The 17,114-nt window shown below is 65.2% G+C and carries 17 protein-coding genes and 1 pseudogene; 14 read left to right on the forward strand and 4 right to left on the reverse strand.

Translation table 11 applies throughout. The features are described 5' to 3' along the window. Positions 1-671: 671 nt before the first annotated feature. Together XCSCFBP4642_RS25525 and XCSCFBP4642_RS0121020 are read left to right on the forward strand one after the other, a co-directional pair. Positions 672-1,770, forward strand: a pseudogene (locus XCSCFBP4642_RS25525) (RtcB family protein). A 209-nt stretch (positions 1,771-1,979) separates the two neighbouring features. Continuing rightward, positions 1,980-2,780 carry a hypothetical protein gene (locus XCSCFBP4642_RS0121020; protein WP_029221496.1) on the forward strand — a complete coding sequence of 267 codons (801 nt, stop codon included), beginning with the start codon at positions 1,980-1,982 and terminating at the stop codon, positions 2,778-2,780. Positions 2,781-3,153: 373 nt separating this feature from the next. Here the strand turns inward: XCSCFBP4642_RS0121020 and XCSCFBP4642_RS0121025 are convergent, their stop codons facing one another. The 3 genes from XCSCFBP4642_RS0121025 to XCSCFBP4642_RS29530 all read right to left on the reverse strand — a co-directional run bounded on the left by XCSCFBP4642_RS0121025 (position 3,154) and on the right by XCSCFBP4642_RS29530 (position 5,378). Next, positions 3,154-4,020 (reverse strand): alpha/beta hydrolase family protein, encoded by an 867-nt coding sequence (locus tag XCSCFBP4642_RS0121025; RefSeq protein ID WP_029221497.1) that lies wholly within the window; start codon positions 4,018-4,020, stop codon positions 3,154-3,156. Continuing rightward, on the reverse strand, positions 4,020-5,126 hold the full coding sequence (locus XCSCFBP4642_RS0121030) for a DUF3182 family protein (protein WP_029221498.1): 1,107 nt from the start codon (positions 5,124-5,126) through the stop codon (positions 4,020-4,022). Before XCSCFBP4642_RS0121030 ends, XCSCFBP4642_RS0121025 begins: the two co-directional genes overlap by 1 nt. An 87-nt stretch (positions 5,127-5,213) precedes the next feature. Next, complete coding sequence (locus tag XCSCFBP4642_RS29530; RefSeq protein ID WP_029221499.1) at positions 5,214-5,378, reverse strand: hypothetical protein; 165 nt, start codon at positions 5,376-5,378, stop codon at positions 5,214-5,216. A gap of 379 nt (positions 5,379-5,757) precedes the next feature. Here XCSCFBP4642_RS29530 and XCSCFBP4642_RS0121040 point away from each other — a divergent pair, with 379 nt between their 5' ends. The 5 genes from XCSCFBP4642_RS0121040 to XCSCFBP4642_RS0121065 all read left to right on the forward strand — a co-directional run bounded on the left by XCSCFBP4642_RS0121040 (position 5,758) and on the right by XCSCFBP4642_RS0121065 (position 9,150). After that, positions 5,758-6,039, forward strand: a complete 282-nt coding sequence (locus XCSCFBP4642_RS0121040) for a hypothetical protein (protein ID WP_003486531.1) — start codon at positions 5,758-5,760, stop codon at positions 6,037-6,039. Between the two features lie 44 nt (positions 6,040-6,083). Next, entirely contained in the window at positions 6,084-6,350 is a 267-nt protein-coding gene (locus XCSCFBP4642_RS0121045; protein ID WP_029221500.1) for a hypothetical protein, read from the forward strand. Between the two features lie 76 nt (positions 6,351-6,426). Then, positions 6,427-7,020 carry a DUF4142 domain-containing protein gene (locus XCSCFBP4642_RS0121050; protein ID WP_029221501.1) on the forward strand — a complete coding sequence of 198 codons (594 nt, stop codon included), beginning with the start codon at positions 6,427-6,429 and terminating at the stop codon, positions 7,018-7,020. A gap of 205 nt (positions 7,021-7,225) precedes the next feature. Continuing rightward, complete coding sequence (locus XCSCFBP4642_RS0121055; RefSeq protein ID WP_029221502.1) at positions 7,226-8,113, forward strand: TIGR01777 family oxidoreductase; 888 nt, start codon at positions 7,226-7,228, stop codon at positions 8,111-8,113. Between the two features lie 455 nt (positions 8,114-8,568). Then, positions 8,569-9,150: a DUF3313 domain-containing protein gene (locus XCSCFBP4642_RS0121065; protein WP_029221503.1), complete on the forward strand. Its 582-nt coding sequence runs from the start codon at positions 8,569-8,571 to the stop codon at positions 9,148-9,150. A 490-nt stretch (positions 9,151-9,640) separates the two neighbouring features. On the opposite strand, the gene XCSCFBP4642_RS0121070 is transcribed toward XCSCFBP4642_RS0121065, so the two are convergent. Continuing rightward, positions 9,641-10,447: a histidine biosynthesis protein HisIE gene (locus XCSCFBP4642_RS0121070; RefSeq protein WP_029221504.1), complete on the reverse strand. Its 807-nt coding sequence runs from the start codon at positions 10,445-10,447 to the stop codon at positions 9,641-9,643. Positions 10,448-10,687: 240 nt separating this feature from the next. Between XCSCFBP4642_RS0121070 and XCSCFBP4642_RS0121075 the strand changes: the two genes are divergently transcribed. From XCSCFBP4642_RS0121075 to XCSCFBP4642_RS0121105, 7 genes are all read left to right on the forward strand, one after another. Further along, a complete protein-coding gene (locus tag XCSCFBP4642_RS0121075) occupies positions 10,688-12,124 on the forward strand; it encodes a Do family serine endopeptidase (protein ID WP_029221505.1) in 1,437 nt (478 codons plus the stop codon). A 116-nt stretch (positions 12,125-12,240) separates the two neighbouring features. Further along, entirely contained in the window at positions 12,241-12,603 is a 363-nt protein-coding gene (locus XCSCFBP4642_RS0121080; protein WP_029221506.1) for a hypothetical protein, read from the forward strand. Between the two features lie 3 nt (positions 12,604-12,606). Further along, positions 12,607-13,092 (forward strand): phage holin family protein, encoded by a 486-nt coding sequence (locus XCSCFBP4642_RS0121085; RefSeq protein WP_029221507.1) that lies wholly within the window; start codon positions 12,607-12,609, stop codon positions 13,090-13,092. Next, positions 13,089-13,472, forward strand: coding sequence for a hypothetical protein (locus tag XCSCFBP4642_RS0121090; protein ID WP_029221508.1), 384 nt, complete (start codon positions 13,089-13,091; stop codon positions 13,470-13,472). Before XCSCFBP4642_RS0121085 ends, XCSCFBP4642_RS0121090 begins: the two co-directional genes overlap by 4 nt. Positions 13,473-13,703: 231 nt before the next feature. Next, the gene (locus XCSCFBP4642_RS0121095; RefSeq protein WP_029221509.1) at positions 13,704-14,810 is read left to right on the forward strand and encodes an AI-2E family transporter; all 1,107 of its coding nucleotides are present in this window, start codon (positions 13,704-13,706) and stop codon (positions 14,808-14,810) included. A 110-nt stretch (positions 14,811-14,920) separates the two neighbouring features. Continuing rightward, positions 14,921-15,658 (forward strand): HAD family hydrolase, encoded by a 738-nt coding sequence (locus XCSCFBP4642_RS0121100; RefSeq protein WP_029221510.1) that lies wholly within the window; start codon positions 14,921-14,923, stop codon positions 15,656-15,658. 40 nt (positions 15,659-15,698) lie between these two features. Next, a complete protein-coding gene (locus XCSCFBP4642_RS0121105; RefSeq protein ID WP_029221511.1) occupies positions 15,699-17,069 on the forward strand; it encodes a leucyl aminopeptidase family protein in 1,371 nt (456 codons plus the stop codon). Positions 17,070-17,114: the final 45 nt, after the last annotated feature.

A 17,114-nucleotide genomic window follows, 5' to 3' on the forward strand; every position in this document is an offset into this window, starting at 1 on the left:
CATCTCCCACCTGCGTTGTATTCACGTGGGACCATTGTCCAACCGACTCGTCGCAAATCCTGCAACTGCCGGCTGAGCGATGGGGCTAATCAGGAAAATAATTGCATAAAGTGCTTGCGCGATGAAAAGACGCAGGTAATGTTCGCGCCCTCAGCAGGAACGCCTGCACTTTCACCGAAGCGACCTCATGCGCCTGCTCGATTCCGCCACATTCAATCGGCTGCCCAGCGCACACCGCGCGGCATCGTTTGTGCGCACGAAGAACGCAGCCGTGCGCATCTGCCTATTCGACTGATGTCCTGACAAGGAGATCGGTCACCCGATCTCCGAAGCACGCGAACGCCCTCGCATGCTGTATCTGGGGGCGTTTTTCGTTGTGCGTTCGCATCGTATCTTGTGGATGACTTTCCAGGCACCCGGGCATGGATTGCCCGACGACATGGACGTTGCACGCGGTCAGGCGCGAGAGCGCTGTGCCCAGGCGTCGGGCACGGGTAGCGCGTGGTCATGCACAGACCAGAATTGTCGTTTGAATAAAACGGTGATCAGAAACACTGCGAAAGATATTCAGCGGCCTGGATGGCGTGCTGAAGCAGCGGGTGACGCTCAGATAGTCATGCAGCTGTGCGGCGAAAGGACTGACCGCACACCCGCGCAAAGGAATGAACACCATGGGTACCTCACACCACTTCGAATGGCTGCATGCCGAGGGCAGCACCACCCCGATCAAGGGCTGGGTGCGCGGCGTGCCGCTGGAAGAACAAGCACATGCGCAGTTGCGCAGTATCGCCGCGGTGCCGTTCGTCGGGCCGTGGGTGGCGGTGATGCCCGATGTGCACCTGGGCAAGGGCGCAACCGTCGGCTCGGTGATCCCGACCCGCGGCGCCATCATCCCGGCCGCGGTCGGCGTGGACATCGGCTGCGGCATGGCCGCGGTGCGCACCACGCTGCGTGCCAGCGACCTGCCCGACAACCTGGCGCAGCTGCGCTCCAGCACCGGCGCATCCGCACCGACAAGCTGGAATGCCAGATCGGCACGCTGGGCGGCGGCAACCACTTCATCGAGATCTGTCTGGACGAGACCGACGCGGTGTGGGTGATGCTGCATAGCGGTTCGCGTGGTACCGGCAACCTGCTCGGCACCTACTCCGTCGAACGTGCGCGTGAGCAGCTGGCGCATCGCGTGCTGGGCTTTCATCTGCCCGACAAGGACCTGGCGTTCTCCTGCAAGGCGAGCCATTGTTCGACGAATACGTCGAAGCTCTGTCGTGGGCGCAGGATTACGCCCGCGAAAATCGTGAGGCGATGATGGCACGCGTGCTGGCCGAAATGCATCACCGCCTGCCCAAGTTTCAACTGGAAAAGCTCGCAGTCGATTGCCATCACAACTACGTGCAAAAGGAAACGCATGGTGGCGAGGAACCGTTGATCACCCGTAAGGGCGCGGTGAGCGCACGTGCCGGTGAGCCGGGCATCATTCCGGGCAGCATGGGCACACGCAGTCACATCGTGCGCGGGCTGGGCAACGCCGACAGGTTCCACAGCTGCAGCCACGGAGCTGGGCGCGTCATGAGCAGAACCGCTGCGCGTGCGCAGATCGCGCTGGCACAGCATTGCGAGGCCACCGCGCACGTGGAATGCCGCAAGGATGCGGCCGTGATCGACGAATCGCCCGCAGCCTACAAGTCGATCGATGCAGTGATGGCGGCGCAACAGGATCTGGTCGAAGTGCTGCACACCTTGCGCCAGGTGGTATGCGTCAAGAGATAGGCAAAAGGCCGCAGCAGCGGCCCTTTTTTCGTAACGCGGACGCTACTTGCATAACACAGCAACCTCATCCGCACGGTGCATGCACAGTTCAGTCATGTCGCGACCGCACTCACATCAAAGCACGCACGTTTCACTCTCGCGCGGCCATCGTTGCGCCTCGTTCGCGACCTGATTCCACAGGACGCACCCATCAGGCAACCGGAGGCGGTATGAGCAATCTCGACAAGCAAGAACGCAAGGAAGAAGCCAAGGATTTGAACCGCGACCCGATCTCCGGTACACCCGGTTCGCACCCGGTAGGTGTTGGCGTCGGCGGCATCGCCGGTGGCGCAGCAGCAGGTGCGCTCGCAGGCACGGTGTTCGGCCCGCTCGGCACCTTGATCGGCGCGGCAGCCGGCGTCGTGGCAGGTGCTGCAGCTGGCAAGGGCGTGGCCGAACGGCTTGACCCTACCGTAGAAACCGAATACTGGCGTCAGGAATATCAGAACCGTCCGTACTACAAGGAAGGCACCGACTACGACAGCGATTACGCGACCGTCTACGGGTTCGGGCTACAGGCGCGCGAAACCCGCCCCACCAGCACCTGGGAAGAAACCGAGGCCACGCTGGCAGGCGAGTGGCCGCGCAACCGTGGCGACTCGCGCCTGGAATGGGACGAGGCCCGCCTGGCCGCACGCGATGCCTGGGATCGCGCCGATCGCACCCACAGTGTGTACCGCGATGGCGACACCCACTATGAGGGCCGTTTTGATAGCGCCAGCTATCGCGACACCGAGTATTCGTACGATGATTACCGTCCTGCGTATCGTTACGGCATGCAGGCGCGCCAGCAGCACGCCGGCCGCCAGTGGGACGATCATCTGGAACGCGACCTGGGCGATGGCTGGGACCGCTTCAAGTCCACTTCGCGCCTGAGCTGGGAGAAGGCCAAGCATGCAGTACGCGAGGCGTTCGATTCGGACCGCCACGACGATGCAGCGCGCCGCAATTCGACTGCCCCGCACATGTAAGACAGCGTCACGTATCGCTGGCATCACGCCAGTGCCGCAAGAACAACGGGCCCGGTGGGCCCGTTGTTCTTTTGTGCCTCTGCGTACAACGAGTGCTGTTTTATATCCCTGCGTACAACGCGCAGGCGCAAGGATGAAGGCAGCAGCTGCCATCATCGTTGCCTCGATGCACTTGATCGAAACCACCGCACGCGCAACGGCGACCACCACCTCGTCCCGGCAGCACGATGCGCCACTCAAAATTAGGTGGATGCAGCCACCTCCAACGCAATCAGATGCGTAGCCGGTGTGCGGGGTCGATCGCCCCAGAGTCGTCGTCGGCCCCCTTGGCTTGCGCGACAGATCAGCCAGGCTGCAGTGCACACTTACACACTCAGTCGGGCGATGTGTCCACTGCGCGGATATCGCCTCGAAATGCGAGCGCATCCGGCCCCGACAAGGCTGCGCTCCTGTCCTGCTGCTGCAGCATCTGCTTGCGTGCGGCCACCATTTCCTTGGCCAGCGCAATCCGGCGCCCTACCACCATCTCGGTCAACCAGTCGATCAACACGCGGGTGTACTGCTGCTGATGTTCCTTGGCGCTGAGTGCATGGTCGGCACCATCGATCACCCGCGATGTCAGCGAGCGCGCATTGGTAAACGCGTTGGCATAGTTGTGCAGCACCGGGTGCGGCACGATGACATCGTCCTGCGCTTCCACCAGCAACACGTCGCCCGTGTACGCCGCGCAGGCCGCCAGGGCGATGTTATCGCCAGGCGTCAGCACACGCTGTCGGTAGGCCATCAACTCCGGGTCGGCATTGAGGCTCACCTTGGACTGGTCCCATTGCGCATCCTTGTAGAGCGCAGGCGAGCGCAACGCCAGCCATTCCACCGGTCGTTCGCGTGTCAACAAAGCGGAGAGATAGCCGCCATAGCTCAGGCCGACCACCGCAATCGACTGCGGATCCACGTACGGCAGGCCTGCCAACTGATCGTAGGCCGCAAGAATGTCCCGCAGGTTCTGCGCGCGCGTCACCGTCTGCCGCATCGACGCATGGCCTTCGTGGCCGCGCAGATCGAAGGTGAGGCAGATACACCCCAGGCCGACCGCCTCACGTGCGCGCACCAGGTTGTGGTGCTGGCTGCCGCCCCACCCGTGCACGAACAACACCGCCGGAATCCCGGTCGGCGTCAGCAAGGTGCCACTCAATGCGTCTTGATCGACAGCAATGTCGATGCTGGAAAGTTTGGCTTCCATCAGTCGGCGACTATCCTCCGATATTTGAAGCGCGGCCCGGGGCCGGGCTGCATTGCACGGTAATACACTTGCGCGTCGGCCGGAGGTTGGCCCTCATAGATTTCGTGCGTGGACACGTGAACCCATTGCAGCTCGGGATGCTGCTGAAACCTTGCAATCGCCGCCAGCTCGGCCGGCGTCGCACCGCCAATCCGCCAGGATTGCTCAAGCACACCGCAAACCTGCCCGGCTTGCGCATCTGCACCACTCACCACATCGTAGTTGCGGCGTGAGATATACAGCCCAGGATACGCGGCGGCAACCAGGCGGTCGTAGCGGCATGCCTGCTCGACCACGCGCCGGTGCAGGGGTGCCAGCGGCGTGGACAACAGTGCCTCCAGCGATCCGCGATGCACATGCAGCGACGATCCACCATACACCTCATCGCCCTCGGCGTTACGTACGCTGCATTGCGTGCCGTGGTAGGCGATCTGGATGCCGGCCACGCAGAGCTCGCCCACGCTGTGCGTCCGCGGCTGCAGGATATTGCGCTCCAGTGCTGCACCGTGGGTCTGCAGATACGCACTGGGCAAGGTACCCAGCACTTGCAGCAACTGCGCAGTGTCGGCGATACGCCATTGCCCGCTGCCGCCCACGCCGGTAGGCAGCTTCAGGCGGACACCGCCATCTGGCAGCAGTCGTGCCAGCGCCTGCACCGCGTCGGCCTGCGAAAACACCGTGTAGCCAGTCAGGGTGGCCGGAACCAGCGCATTAGCCAATGCCTGGTCCCAACCAACAATGCGTGCGGCTGCTGTGTTGACCAACGGGTGGCCAATCACCTTGGTGGCCACGAACGCATGCGGCACGATGCCGCCCAGCAGTCCGTCGGTCTCAAGCACGCCCAGCACGCGCGCCTGCTCGGTGGTCAGGGTGTCGTCGGGCACATGCAGCGTGCGATGCCCGCTGCGCTGTTCCAGCGGCGCCTCATCTGCCAGTCCCGCGTTGTGTATGCCCAGCAGGCGCGCGATCTCGCTGCACACCCAGGCATGCGTGGTACGTTCGTGACCCTGCGCATCCACAGCGCGCGTGGTGTGCCCCAGTACCTGCCCGTAGCGCTGATCTGCCATTACCTCTCCCCCGGCGGCAAAGCCGCGTGGCGGCGTTGGCAACAGTGCGACGCGAATGCACCAGCGATGGTCAAACGGTCTGAATCGCTAGTTCAAGGCCAGATAGAGGCCGATCACGATCAACGCCACGACGATCAGGCTGATGGCGATCCGCCCCCCGCGAAGCTCCAATAACGCATGCCACCACATGCGTGCTTCGGGTGTCCCGCTGGCGTGATGAGGCTTCCGACGACTGCTTTCGCTGTCCTGCATCCTGTGTACTCTCTCCATAACAACGTCGCTGCCCACCTTAAGGATCAGACGTTACACAGGTGTGGAGCGGTTCAGAATCTTCCGTAAAATGCGGCGCTGCACAGGTGTTGACGTGAATTCGTGTCGGCGCAGTGGCCTGCGTGAGCGCGACTGAAACACACCCCGGGTCCGCAGCCTCTGCGATCGCGGTGCACTTCCTGGCCGTGGTGGTAATGCGTTGCGCCGTGGTTGGCACGTGCATGCATCGCGTGTAGACGCACAAGAGCAAACTGACCAATTAAGCGTGCATCCCTGCAGCAGTTGCGTTCGATGATCATTCGTTGACATACGCGCCGTTACCCTGCAGGTCAAGTTTGTTTACGCCGGAAAGCACGCAGTTATGAGCAGAGACCCATCCGTCATCGATGTACAGGCCGAAATCGCGCATTGGCAGGCGCGACACGCGCAGGGCAACCTGGGTGCAGGCAAGTTCAGCGAATTGTCCCCGGTGGTGAAGATGGCCTGCGATATCTATCTGCAGGCGCCGCGCTCGAGCGATCAGGAACGGCTACGCCTGTTCCGCGACCGCCTCGAACACCATTTCATTTCGTCCAGCACCCAATCCAACTACGAACAGTTGGCGACCGACTGCTGGCAGCGCCTGGGCGCACGCAATAGTTGAGTATGCATGTAGCACGCAAGACCTGTCATTCATTGGAGATCGTCATGAAAACCCCGTATCAAGTGCAGCAGGAGCTGGAACGATTGGAGCGGCTGGTGCCGCACATCATCAGCGACCAGGGCGACCGCGCGGAGGAGATCCTTGGCTTCCATGTCGCCAGCCTGCTGGGCAGTGCGCCTGCCAGCGAGCACATCACCATCCGCGAACGAACCGCGCGTATGGCGCGCCTGTGCCGCACCGCGCAGGATGCAGTGTGCACACCGATCAGACCCATGGGCATCACTCCGGTCGCCCAGCCGCAGTGGGCCTGATCGACGCATCACCGGAGCCGCATCGCGGCTCCTTTGCATTTCACCATCGGCAGCGCCGACTTAGCCCAGGACATCCATGAAATCCACTCTCGTTGCTGCTTCGTTGCTGGCCATGCTGGCCCTTACCGCCTGCGATCGTCCCGGTGGCGACACCTCGCGCACCGCACCGGCAGTGTCGCCGGAACCGACCGCCGCGCCGGTCAGTGGCAGTAGCGCGACCGAACTGGCAAAGGGCGACGGCGGGGCGCTGGGCGTGCTGGCCGCAATCGACGACAACGAGATTGCGCTGGCCAAGCAGGCCATCGGGCAGGACCTGGGCGGCGCGACTGCCCAGTTCGCCGAACAGATGCTGCACGACCATGAGTCCAACCTCGAAAAGACCAAGGCGCTGGGTGCCAAAGACAGTCCGCGTGCCGAGGCGATGCGTGCCAAGGGCAAGGCAGCCGTGGACGCCCTGTCCAAGACGCTGACCCTGCCCGACGGCAAGGATGCCTACCGTAACGCCTTCATGCGCACCATGGTCAGCGACCATGGCGACACCATCAAGATCCTCGATGCGGAGCTTCTGCCCGCCGCCGAGAGCGCAGCGGTCAAGCAGCACCTGGAAGAGACCCGCCGTGTGGTGTCGGCCCACTTCGAACGCGCCCACGCCGTGTCGTCGTCGCGCTAAGCGACGCACCCAGGCGGCTTGCAGCGCGCCGGCCAGTCCGGCGCGTTTGCGTTCTGGCACACCCATGTGCCCGGCGATGCGCACCGGCATGGCCCTGCATCGACCAGGGCCCACTGCAGCGTAGGCCTGTCGGCCACGCAGCTTCACTCCGCTGCGGCCGGCGCTAGCCTATGGTGCCCGTTCGACCCCGGCCGAGGAGCCTCCCATGCATGTGCTCATCACCGGCGGCACCGGCTTCATCGGCCAGGCCCTGTGCCCGGCGCTGCTGCATGCCGGCCACCAGGTCAGTGTGCTGACCCGCGATACGCCTCGTGCCGGGCGCGTCCTGCCCGGCGTCACCGTGGTGGAGACGCTGGACGGGATGCAGGCCGAGGCGGTCATCAACCTGGCGGGCGAGCCGCTGGCCGCCGGGCGCTGGACCGCCTCACGCAAGCAGCGCTTCCGCGACTCGCGGCTTGGCATCACCCGCCAGCTGCACGACTGGATCGCACGGCAATCGCCCGAGCAGCGTCCTTCGGTCCTAATCTCTGGCTCGGCGGTGGGCTATTACGGCGACCGTGGCGACACGGCACTGACCGAGACCGACAATGCCGGCGCTGATTTTTCAGCGATCCTGTGCCGCGACTGGGAAGCCGAAGCCGCCCGCATCGGCGCGCTCGGTCCACGGGTGAGCTGGGTACGTACCGGCATCGTGCTGGAGCACGACGGCGGCGCGCTGGCGCGCATGCTGCCGGCATTTCGTTTCGGCGGTGGCGGGCCGTTCGGTGATGGCCGGCACTGGATGAGCTGGATCCACCGCGCCGACATGGTCGCGCTGCTGGTCTGGTTGCTGCAGCACGGGCAGGCTGGCGCCTACAACGCCACCGCGCCCAACCCGGTCACCAATGCACTGTTCGCCCGCACGCTGGCCACGGTACTGCATCGCCCGGCCCTGCTGGCGCTGCCGGCCGGGATGCTGCGGCTGGGCTTCGGCGAAATGGCCGATCTGCTGCTGGTCAGCCAGCGGGTGCTGCCGCAGCGCGCGCTCGATGCCGGGTTTCGCTTCCAGTACACGCAGCTGGACGCCGCCCTGCGTGCCATCCTGCAACACTGAGCCGCTGGCGCCGCGGTCCTTGCCGGGCGCGCGGCCTGGTCAGGGCTCGCACGGGGCACGCTCTGATGCCGCGCAAACCGTGCACCAACAGCGGCCAACGACAACCTGATCGCCACTAACGGTGATGCGCTGCCACTGGATTTTCGCTGCGGCCGCACCGGCATCCGCAACCGCGACATCTGGTGCGCGCTGCCGGATATCTGCAGCGCGCGCAAGCTGCGCCGTGTGCAGCGCGGGGCCACGCGTGGCGTGGTGTTGCCGCCTCCGGCCTCGCCTTTGCGCTGGCCTTGACCAGCGCGCTGCTGCATTGACGCCGGCACGCGCACTGCCCACCCCGGCACGGCCCCCGTTCGAGTTCTCCCACAGGCTCCTCATCATGTTTCCAGCGCCTCATTCGTTGCTGCTCGCTCGCCCTGATCAGCCTGACCCTGTTCGGCTGCGCCAGCACTGGCCCGATGCCCTACAGCCAATTGCCGTCATCCAGCTATCTGCGCCCGCACAACGGCAGCCGTGGCAATCGCATGCCGTATGCGTATCGCAGCGAGGTGGATTGGTCGCACTATCGCGCCGCCATCATCGAGCCGGTCGCCATCTATCGCGGCCCGGATGCGCAGTTCGAAAACGTGCCCGGGCAGGACAAGCGCATGCTCGCCGACGAGATGCAGCAGCACTTCGGCGATGCCTTTGCGCGGCGCTGGCGCCCCACCTCCGCGGCCGGTCGCGACACCTTGCGGATACGCATGACCCTGACCGGCGCAAAGCCCAGCAAGCGCGTCCTGGGAATCCTGATGAAGGTGGATCTCGGTGGCGGCGCCTACAACGCGGTGCAGGCCGCACGCGGCAAGGAGGGCGCATTCTCCGGCTCGGTTAGCTATGCGGTGGAGATCTTCGACGCACAGACCGATCGCCTGCTCGCTGCCTACGTCGAAAAGCAGTATCCAGGTGCGATGAACATCAAGGCCAGCTTCGGTACCTACGATGCGGCGAAGGCGGGCATTCGCAAGGGTGCCGAGCAGTTGGTCGAGGGATTGGAGTAGCTGGGAATTGGGAATTGGGGTGTAGCGGCTGCACTGGGTCGATAGCCCGAATCCTCGTTTTTCATTCCCTCTGCTGCCGGTGCGTTCCGCTGTTGATTCTTTAATCTTTTGCTTCGCGCTTGCTGCTGCTTCGTGTTTGTTGCTTGTGGCTCGTTGATTGCGGATTGCGGGTCAGGCTGCCGGACACCGCTTTCCCTTCTCCCCTCGGGAGAAGGTGCCCCGCAGGGGCGGATGAGGGTACGCGCTGCACTCTGCATTAGCGGTACAACGGCAAGCTCCGGGCGTTGCCGTCACTTCAATTGTTTTTCGCTGAAAAGAGTATGTCGGTAACGACGCGATGGCTGGTGTTCGCCTGACCAACGCGAGTTACGCAGGTGCCTGTCCGCCGCTGGCAGCCTGCCTTCATTCTCACCCGCAAAAAACCGGCGCTGTGCGAACAGCGCCGGTCCTTCTGTCATACCGCTTGGTAGACGCCTGATGGCGGAATGCCTCAGCGGGCGACCCGCTTGGCGGCCTTCTTGCCCACGGCCTTGCGGGCGGCGGTGGTTTTGGCCACCGCACGCGTCGCCGGGGTCTTGGTCACCTTGGCGGCCTTCTTCAAGGCTGTCTTGGTCGCCGTCTTCTTCAGCGGTGCCTTCTTGACCGCTGCCTGCTTGGTGGCGGTCTGCTTGGCCACTGGCGCCTTCTTGGCAAGGCTCTTGGTAACCGAAGTCTTGACCGCTGCCGATGTGGCAGCCGCCTTCTTGGCCGCCGAGCGCGCACCCACCGTCGCCACGGCAGTCTTGCGCGCAGCTTTCTTGGCTGCGGTCTTGGCCGTCAGTACAGCGGCTTCGGCCTTGGCATTGGCCTTTGCGGTCTCCAGCTTCTGCCTGGTAGTGGCCTTGGTGGTGGCGATCTTCTTCTTGGCCGCGGCGCTGGTGCTGCTCAGCTTCTGCTTGGCGGCGTCCTTGGTCGAAACAAGCTTCTGCTTGGCCGCGTCCTTGGTGGCCACCAGCTTGTCCTTGGCAGCGTCCTTGGTCGCGCTCAACGAGCGCTTGGTCTTGGCCACGCGGCGCTTGACGGCACCTGCCGCTTGGCCGGCCTTCTCGGCCACGCGCTGCTCGGCCGTGACCACCGCCTTGCGTGCCCTGGCAACCCGCGTCTTGACCTCTTCCACCGCTGCACCGGCCACTTCCTGCACATTGCTGACCGCGTCGCTGGTGGTGCTGACGAGGATGTCGGTCGGTTCGGTTGCGCTGCTCTTTACGCTCTCGACGGCGTCGGACAGGGCTGCCGTCACACCATTGCCGTTGCTCATAGACCCTCCTTAATGGCATCAATGCGGGAGACGCGGGCGATGCGCGAGCATGCGAATGCTGAACAGGCATCGGATGAAGCGGACGCTACGCCGGCCCACACGGGCTGTCAACGCGAGGGCAGCCAGCGATGCAGAGTGCTTTCACCAGCAGTTAAATTGCGCGCTGGCACTCTCGTTCAGCTTGATTTACGTAGTCCCACGCCCTATTCCTTTCCCACCGCGTAACCCGGAATCCGTTCCATGCGACCGCTTCCCACCTTGCTGACGCTTTCCCTGGCCGCCGCCTTTGGCGGCTTCGCTGCGACCGGCATCAATGCCTGGCTGGACAACCGCGCCGAGGCCACGCCAGCCGGCACTGCGACCTTTACCCTGCCGACGGCCGCCGCCTTGCCCGCAGCGGTCGCCGGCCAGCCAGTGCCCTCGCTGGCGCCGATGCTGCAACAGGCGATGCCGGCGGTGGTCAGCGTCAACACCAAGCAGGTCGTGCGGGTCCGCAACCCGTTCTTCAACGACCCGATCCTGCGCCGGCTGTTTCCGCAGGTACCGCAGGACCGCATCAATGAGTCGCTGGGGTCGGGCGTGATCATCGATGCGCAGAAGGGCTACGTGCTGACCAACCACCACGTGATCGAAAACGCCGACGATGTGCAGGTGACGCTGGGCGACGGCCGTACCGTCAAGGCCGACTTCATCGGCTCCGATGCCGACACCGATATCGCGTTGATCCGCATCAAGGCCGACAACCTCACCGACATCAAGCTGGCCGACAGCAATCAGCTGCGCGTGGGCGACTTCGTGGTGGCGATCGGCAACCCGTTCGGGTTCACCCAGACCGTCACCTCCGGCATCGTCTCGGCCGTGGGGCGCAGCGGGATTCGTGGGCTGGGCTACCAGAATTTCATCCAGACCGACGCTTCGATCAACCCGGGCAATTCCGGCGGTGCGCTGGTGAACCTGCAGGGACAGCTGGTCGGCATCAATACCGCCAGCTTCAATCCGCAGGGCAGCATGGCCGGCAATATCGGCCTGGGCCTGGCGATTCCGTCCAACCTGGCGCGTAACGTGGTCGAGCAATTGGTGACCAAGGGCGTGGTGGTGCGCGGCACCCTGGGCCTGGAAACCCAGAACCTCACCCAACAGATGCTGCAGGGTCTGGGCGTGGATTCGCTGCGCGGCGCGCTGGTAACGCGCGTGTTGCCGGGCTCCGCCGCTGCCGCTGCCGGCGTGCAGCCAGGCGATGTGGTGGTGGGCGCCAACGACCAGCGCGTGGACAGCGCCGAAGCCTTGCACAACTACGAAGGTCTGCAGGCGGTGGGCAGTGCGGTGACGCTGGATATCCGTCGCGACGGCAAGCCGCTCACGCTCAAGACCACGTTGAAGGAACAGGATCGCGCGGTCACCGGCGACATGCTGGACCCGCGCCTGAGCGGGGCCACCTTCGTGGATCTGCCCGAATCGCTGCGTCAGTCCGGCATTACCGGGGTGATGGTCAGCGAGGTCAGACGCGGCGGACGCGCCGCAGCCAACGGCCTGGTCGCCGGCGATGTCATCGTGGCCAGCAGTGTGGGCGAGTTCGCCGACCTGGCCAGTTGGCGCGCCAATTTCCAACGCAAGCCGCAACAACTGGTGGTGCGCATCCTGCGTGGCAACGCGCAATACGACGCGCTCTTGCGTTGACGCAGTGTGCACGCTACCCCGCCTCCACTAACGCCTCCTACACCCCCCCGATGCTATTGCTACCGCACGACCGCACGTGAGTGGCGGCTGCCATTAATGACTGAAGGAGATATCGTATGAGCCCCACCAATACCGAACAGCTGAAGGACAACCTGAGCGAAGCCGGCACTCACCTGAAGTCGGCCGCCAGCGCTGCAGGCGAAGCCGTCAAGGGGGCGACCAGTGCGGCCGGCGATGAGCTCAAGCTCGGTCGTGCCAACGTCAAGGCCGAACTCTCCGACTCCGCACTGGCCGGCATGGCCGCTGCCGAATTCGGCGGTGCCGCCGCCAAAGAACAGATGGATGTGCTGGTTGCCAAGGGCAATGACCTGCTCGACAGCGCCACCGATCTGATCCGCGAGCGCCCGCTGGCTGCCTTCGGCGTGGCTTTCGCCGCTGGCTGGGTCATCGCCAAGCTGGCACGCGGCAACGACAACTAAGTGGTGAGCGATCAGGCCTCTACGGCAGGCGATTCCGGCACGCCACGCGCGCGCCCGGATACTCCGGGACTAGATGAGAGTGTGCGTGCGGTCGGTGCTGCCGGTCGCGCCACGCTGGGCTCGGTCAAGGACACCAGCCGCGCATTGCGCCGGCTGGTATCGGCCGATCTGCAGCTGGCACGCAGCGCGTTTGGGCGTGGCCTGGCCTGGGCCTGCGTTGCCGTGGTCTTCGGTGCCTCGTCCTGGTTGCTACTGGCCGGTGCCATCATCGCTCTGCTGCAGCGTGCCGGCCTGTCGTGGTTCCAGGCGATGTTCTTTACCGCGCTGGCGAGTCTGCTGGTCACGGCCATCGCGGCATGGCGGGTGTTCTTCTATTTCGAGCACACCGGCATGAACGCAACGCGGCGGCAGCTGGTCAAGCTGGGCATCTTCGATGACAGCAGCGACGACGAGTCGGCCACAGCACCTGCCAGTGGAGGACAGTCATGACGTTCGGCACCTTGCGTCAACGCGTTGAACGCGCCGAAGTTCTGGTGGAAGGCCGTGCACAGGAAACGCGCCTGCACTGGAGGCAATTGCGCACGACTTGGCGTGCCGGCTGGTCGCCGGTGCGGATCGTACTTGTTGGTTTCGGGCTGGGCCTTGTCACCGGCCGCAACGAGCCACAGGCAGCGTTGGGCAGCATCGCCGGCAAACTCGGCGGCATTCCCAAGATCCTGCAGATGATCAGCACGATCTCTGCGCTATTGACCGCGCACCGCGCGCAGGAAGCCTCCGAACAGGCCGAACGCGCTGCCGACAATGCCGAGGAAGTTGCTGCCGATCCGCCGGTGACGGTGGTGCAGGTGCCAGTGGACCGGGCAGCCTGACGCTGCTGGCTTTTCTCTCGGCAGCCCACGCAGCCTGACTTTCGATTCTTCGGTGTGCCCTTCGATACGTAATTCGATCCCACACCGGCCTGGCCCTGCTACTGCGGCCGAGGCCGCCACGTTTCCATTCTTCCGGCGACATCACGCGCACAGGCTCTGTGCGCGCCGTTGACGCGGTATGCCGATAATGGCCCACCGCTGGCAGCACGCCAGTCTGCTGCCAGAGCGCGCATGTCTCTCTCCGTCCAATCACTGGATCCTGCCGCACCGGCAGAGTCGCTCCCGCCGCCTCCGGCACCGCGTCCGCGCGCGCCGGCCTCATTGGTCGTACTGGCCACGCTGGCGGTGGGCTACACGCTGTGGGCGGCGCAGACCATCATCCTGCCGATCATGCTGGCAGCGTTCTTCGCGCTGATCGGCAACCCCATCCTGCGCGGACTGCGCAAGCTCTACATTCCACGGTTTCTGGGCGCGTTGCTGGTACTGTGCCTGGGCCTGGCGGGCACGGTCGCGCTGGCCGCGCAGCTGGCCGGTCCGGCGGCCGAATGGGCGCAGCAGGCGCCGCGACAGATGCGTCAGATTGCCCGTGACGTGCGCGATTTCACCAAACCGATGATGCAGGCCAACCAGGCGGCAGAGAATTTCGCACGCGCCGCCGGTGGCGAAGGCCAGCGCAGCGTGCAGATCGTGCGCACACAGATGGACGACCCGTACAAGGCCCTGGTGCGCACGCCCAAGCTGGCTGCTTCGGTGCTTGCGGTGGTGCTGCTGACCTTCTTCTTCATGGTCTACGGCGAAAGCCTGCAACGGCATGCGATCGCCCTGTTGCCCAACCGGCAACAGCAACGCTTCACGACCGAGATCATGCTGGACATCGAACGCGAGGTGTCGCGCTATGTGCTCACCATCAGCGTGATCAACACCCTGGTCGGTCTGATCTTTGCAGGCATCTTGTATGTCCTGCAGATTCCGCTGCCCGAGGCCTTGCTGTGGGGCACGGTGGTGGCGCTACTGAACTTCGCCCCCTACGTCGGCCCGCTGATCGGCGTGCTGCTGATGCTGCTGATGGGCTTTGTGGAATTCCGTACCACGCTGTCCTCGCTGCTGCCGGCCATCGTGTACCTGGCGCTGCACACCATCGAAGGCCAGGTCGTCACGCCCATCGTGCTGGGCCGCCGCATGGCGATCTCGCCGCTGATGCTGATCCTGGCGCTGATGCTGTTCGGCTGGCTGTGGGGCATGGTCGGCCTGCTACTGGCGGTACCCCTGCTGGTCTGCATCAAGATGGTGCTGAGCCGGGTCGAGGGCATGCAGCGCTGGGCGAGGCTGCTTGAGTAGCCGGGATTCGGGATTGGGCATTCGGGATTGGTAGAAGCAACCGCGCTGTTGCCGTTGCCAATCCCCAATCCCGATTCCCCAATCCCAACGCAAGCCCGTAAAATCGCGCAATGAGCTTTCTCGTCCGCGCCATCACCCTCGACCTCGACGATACGTTGTGGCCTTTTGCGCCGATCGGTGCGCGCATCGACCAGGTGGTGTACGACTGGATGCGCGAGCACAGTCCGGTGACCGCCGAGCGCTTCCCGGTTGAGGCCATGCGCGCGTTGCGCGAACGCAGCTTCGCCGACAACCCGCAGTTGCATCACGACCTGAGCGCGCTGCGCCGGTTGACGCTGGAGATGGCCTTGCGCGAAAGCGGCGGCGATCTGGCGCTGGTGGAGCCGGCCTACGAGGTGTTCTATGCCGCACGCAACCAGGTGGAGTGCTACCCGGATGCGCTCGATGCGCTGGCACGCATGGCCCGGCACGTGCCGGTCGCCGCGCTCAGCAACGGCAATGCCGACCTGCAGCGTATCGGGCTGATGCACCACTTCGCCTTCCAGCTGGGTTCGCGCGAACATGGCAGCGCCAAGCCGGAGGCCAGCATCTTCCTGGCCGCCTGCGCACGCCTGGAGGTACCGCCTGCACAGGTGCTGCATGTGGGCGACCACGAGCGCATGGATGTGCTCGGCGCGCTGGATGCCGGGCTGCGCGCGTGCTGGATCAACCGCGACGGCGCGCAGTGGTCCCACCCGACCCAGCAGCCGGACCTGGAATTCGACAGCCTCACCGGGTTGGCCGATTGGCTGGATGCCCAGCAACCGCACCCCGGCGCCGCGCACGATGGCATCTGCCTTCCCGCCTGAGCCGCCCCCATCTGGCGCACGGCGCCATTGAAGGATATCCATGTCGCACCTCACCGGTTTCACCGATCCCTCCGCCGCGGCGCTGCCGCTGCACGTGCTCGACCGCGAAGGCTTCGCGCACTGGTGCGCCGGGCAGCCCACGCGCGTGCTGGCGTGGGCGCAGGCACAGCGTTTCGATGCCGCACCGGGTAGTGTCTTGTTGCTGCCGGACGACCAGGGTCTGGCAGGGGCGGTCATCGGGATCGGCGACCGCGCCGATGCCTACGCCTATGCGCATGCGCCGATGGCGTTGCCGCCGGCCAGCCGCTGGACCGTGGCGACCTCGCTGGATGATGCCGAGCAGGCGCTGCTGCACCTGGGCTGGGGGCTGGGCGCCTACCGCTTTGCGCGCTACCGCAAGATGCCGCGCGCACCGGCCGAACTGGCGGCCACGCCGTCCGCGCCGACGCGTGCGCTGATCGAGGCCTGCATCCGCGTGCGCGACTGGGTCAACACGCCCACCGAAGACATGGGCCCGGAGCAGCTGGAAGCGGCTACCCGTGCAGTGGCGCAGGCACACGGCGCGCAGGTGGAGGCGATCGTTGGCGATGCGCTGCTGGCGCAGAACTTCCCCACCATCCACGCCGTGGGTCGCGCCTCGCATCGTGCGCCGCGGTTGATCCAGCTGCAGTGGGGCGATGCCGCGCATCCGCACCTGGTGCTGGTCGGCAAGGGCGTGTGCTTCGACACCGGCGGGCTGGATCTCAAGCCCGCCGAAGGCATGCGCAACATGAAAAAGGACATGGGCGGCGCCGCTCATGCGCTGGCGCTGGCCGGGCTGGCGATGGCGCAGCAACTGCCGGTTCGGCTCACCCTGCTGATTGCCGCAGTGGAAAACGCCGTGGGCCCGAATGCCTTCCGCCCCGGCGAGGTGCTCACCACCCGCGCCGGCGTCACCGTGGAAGTGGACAACACCGATGCCGAAGGCCGTCTGGTGCTGTGCGATGCACTGAGCTACGCCACCGAGCAAAAGCCCGATCTGATCCTGGATTTCGCCACGCTCACCGGCGCCGCCCGCATCGCGCTGGGCCCGGATCTGCCGGCGTTGTTCGCCAACGACGATGCGCTGGCACAGGCCTGGATCAGCGCCGGCGAGCAAACCCGTGACCCGGTCTGGCGCATGCCGTTGTGGCGGCCTTACCTGCGCTATCTCAACAGCCACGTGGCCGACATGGCCAATGCCGGCTCGCGCATGGCCGGCGCGGTGACCGCGGCGCTGTATCTGGAGCGCTTCGTGGCGCCAGGCCAGCCATGGGCGCATCTGGACGTCTACGCCTGGAACGACAGCGACCGCCCCGGCCGCCCGGCCGGCGGCGAGGCGCTGGCGCTGCGCTCGGCGTTTGCGATGCTGCAGCAACGCTACGGCGGCTGAGCGCCACAGGCCGGGACCTGCATTGCATGCGGCGCTAAACCGTCC

The sequence above is a fragment of the Xanthomonas cassavae CFBP 4642 genome, from assembly GCF_000454545.1.
GTDB lineage: Bacteria > Pseudomonadota > Gammaproteobacteria > Xanthomonadales > Xanthomonadaceae > Xanthomonas > Xanthomonas cassavae.

What these genes read in the sequence shown, in the direction of transcription:
- XCSCFBP4642_RS0121020 (WP_029221496.1), top strand. Translation starts at nt 1,980, where the DNA reads ATGAGCAATCTCGACAAGCAAGAACGCAAGGAAGAAGCCAAGGATTTG.
- XCSCFBP4642_RS0121025 (WP_029221497.1), bottom strand. Translation starts at nt 4,020, where the DNA reads ATGGAAGCCAAACTTTCCAGCATCGACATTGCTGTCGATCAAGACGCA.
- XCSCFBP4642_RS0121030 (WP_029221498.1), bottom strand. Translation starts at nt 5,126, where the DNA reads ATGGCAGATCAGCGCTACGGGCAGGTACTGGGGCACACCACGCGCGCT.
- XCSCFBP4642_RS29530 (WP_029221499.1), bottom strand. Translation starts at nt 5,378, where the DNA reads ATGCAGGACAGCGAAAGCAGTCGTCGGAAGCCTCATCACGCCAGCGGG.
- XCSCFBP4642_RS0121040 (WP_003486531.1), top strand. Translation starts at nt 5,758, where the DNA reads ATGAGCAGAGACCCATCCGTCATCGATGTACAGGCCGAAATCGCGCAT.
- XCSCFBP4642_RS0121045 (WP_029221500.1), top strand. Translation starts at nt 6,084, where the DNA reads ATGAAAACCCCGTATCAAGTGCAGCAGGAGCTGGAACGATTGGAGCGG.
- XCSCFBP4642_RS0121050 (WP_029221501.1), top strand. Translation starts at nt 6,427, where the DNA reads ATGAAATCCACTCTCGTTGCTGCTTCGTTGCTGGCCATGCTGGCCCTT.
- XCSCFBP4642_RS0121055 (WP_029221502.1), top strand. Translation starts at nt 7,226, where the DNA reads ATGCATGTGCTCATCACCGGCGGCACCGGCTTCATCGGCCAGGCCCTG.
- XCSCFBP4642_RS0121065 (WP_029221503.1), top strand. Translation starts at nt 8,569, where the DNA reads ATGCCCTACAGCCAATTGCCGTCATCCAGCTATCTGCGCCCGCACAAC.
- XCSCFBP4642_RS0121070 (WP_029221504.1), bottom strand. Translation starts at nt 10,447, where the DNA reads ATGAGCAACGGCAATGGTGTGACGGCAGCCCTGTCCGACGCCGTCGAG.
- XCSCFBP4642_RS0121075 (WP_029221505.1), top strand. Translation starts at nt 10,688, where the DNA reads ATGCGACCGCTTCCCACCTTGCTGACGCTTTCCCTGGCCGCCGCCTTT.
- XCSCFBP4642_RS0121080 (WP_029221506.1), top strand. Translation starts at nt 12,241, where the DNA reads ATGAGCCCCACCAATACCGAACAGCTGAAGGACAACCTGAGCGAAGCC.
- XCSCFBP4642_RS0121090 (WP_029221508.1), top strand. Translation starts at nt 13,089, where the DNA reads ATGACGTTCGGCACCTTGCGTCAACGCGTTGAACGCGCCGAAGTTCTG.
- XCSCFBP4642_RS0121095 (WP_029221509.1), top strand. Translation starts at nt 13,704, where the DNA reads ATGTCTCTCTCCGTCCAATCACTGGATCCTGCCGCACCGGCAGAGTCG.
- XCSCFBP4642_RS0121100 (WP_029221510.1), top strand. Translation starts at nt 14,921, where the DNA reads ATGAGCTTTCTCGTCCGCGCCATCACCCTCGACCTCGACGATACGTTG.
- XCSCFBP4642_RS0121105 (WP_029221511.1), top strand. Translation starts at nt 15,699, where the DNA reads ATGTCGCACCTCACCGGTTTCACCGATCCCTCCGCCGCGGCGCTGCCG.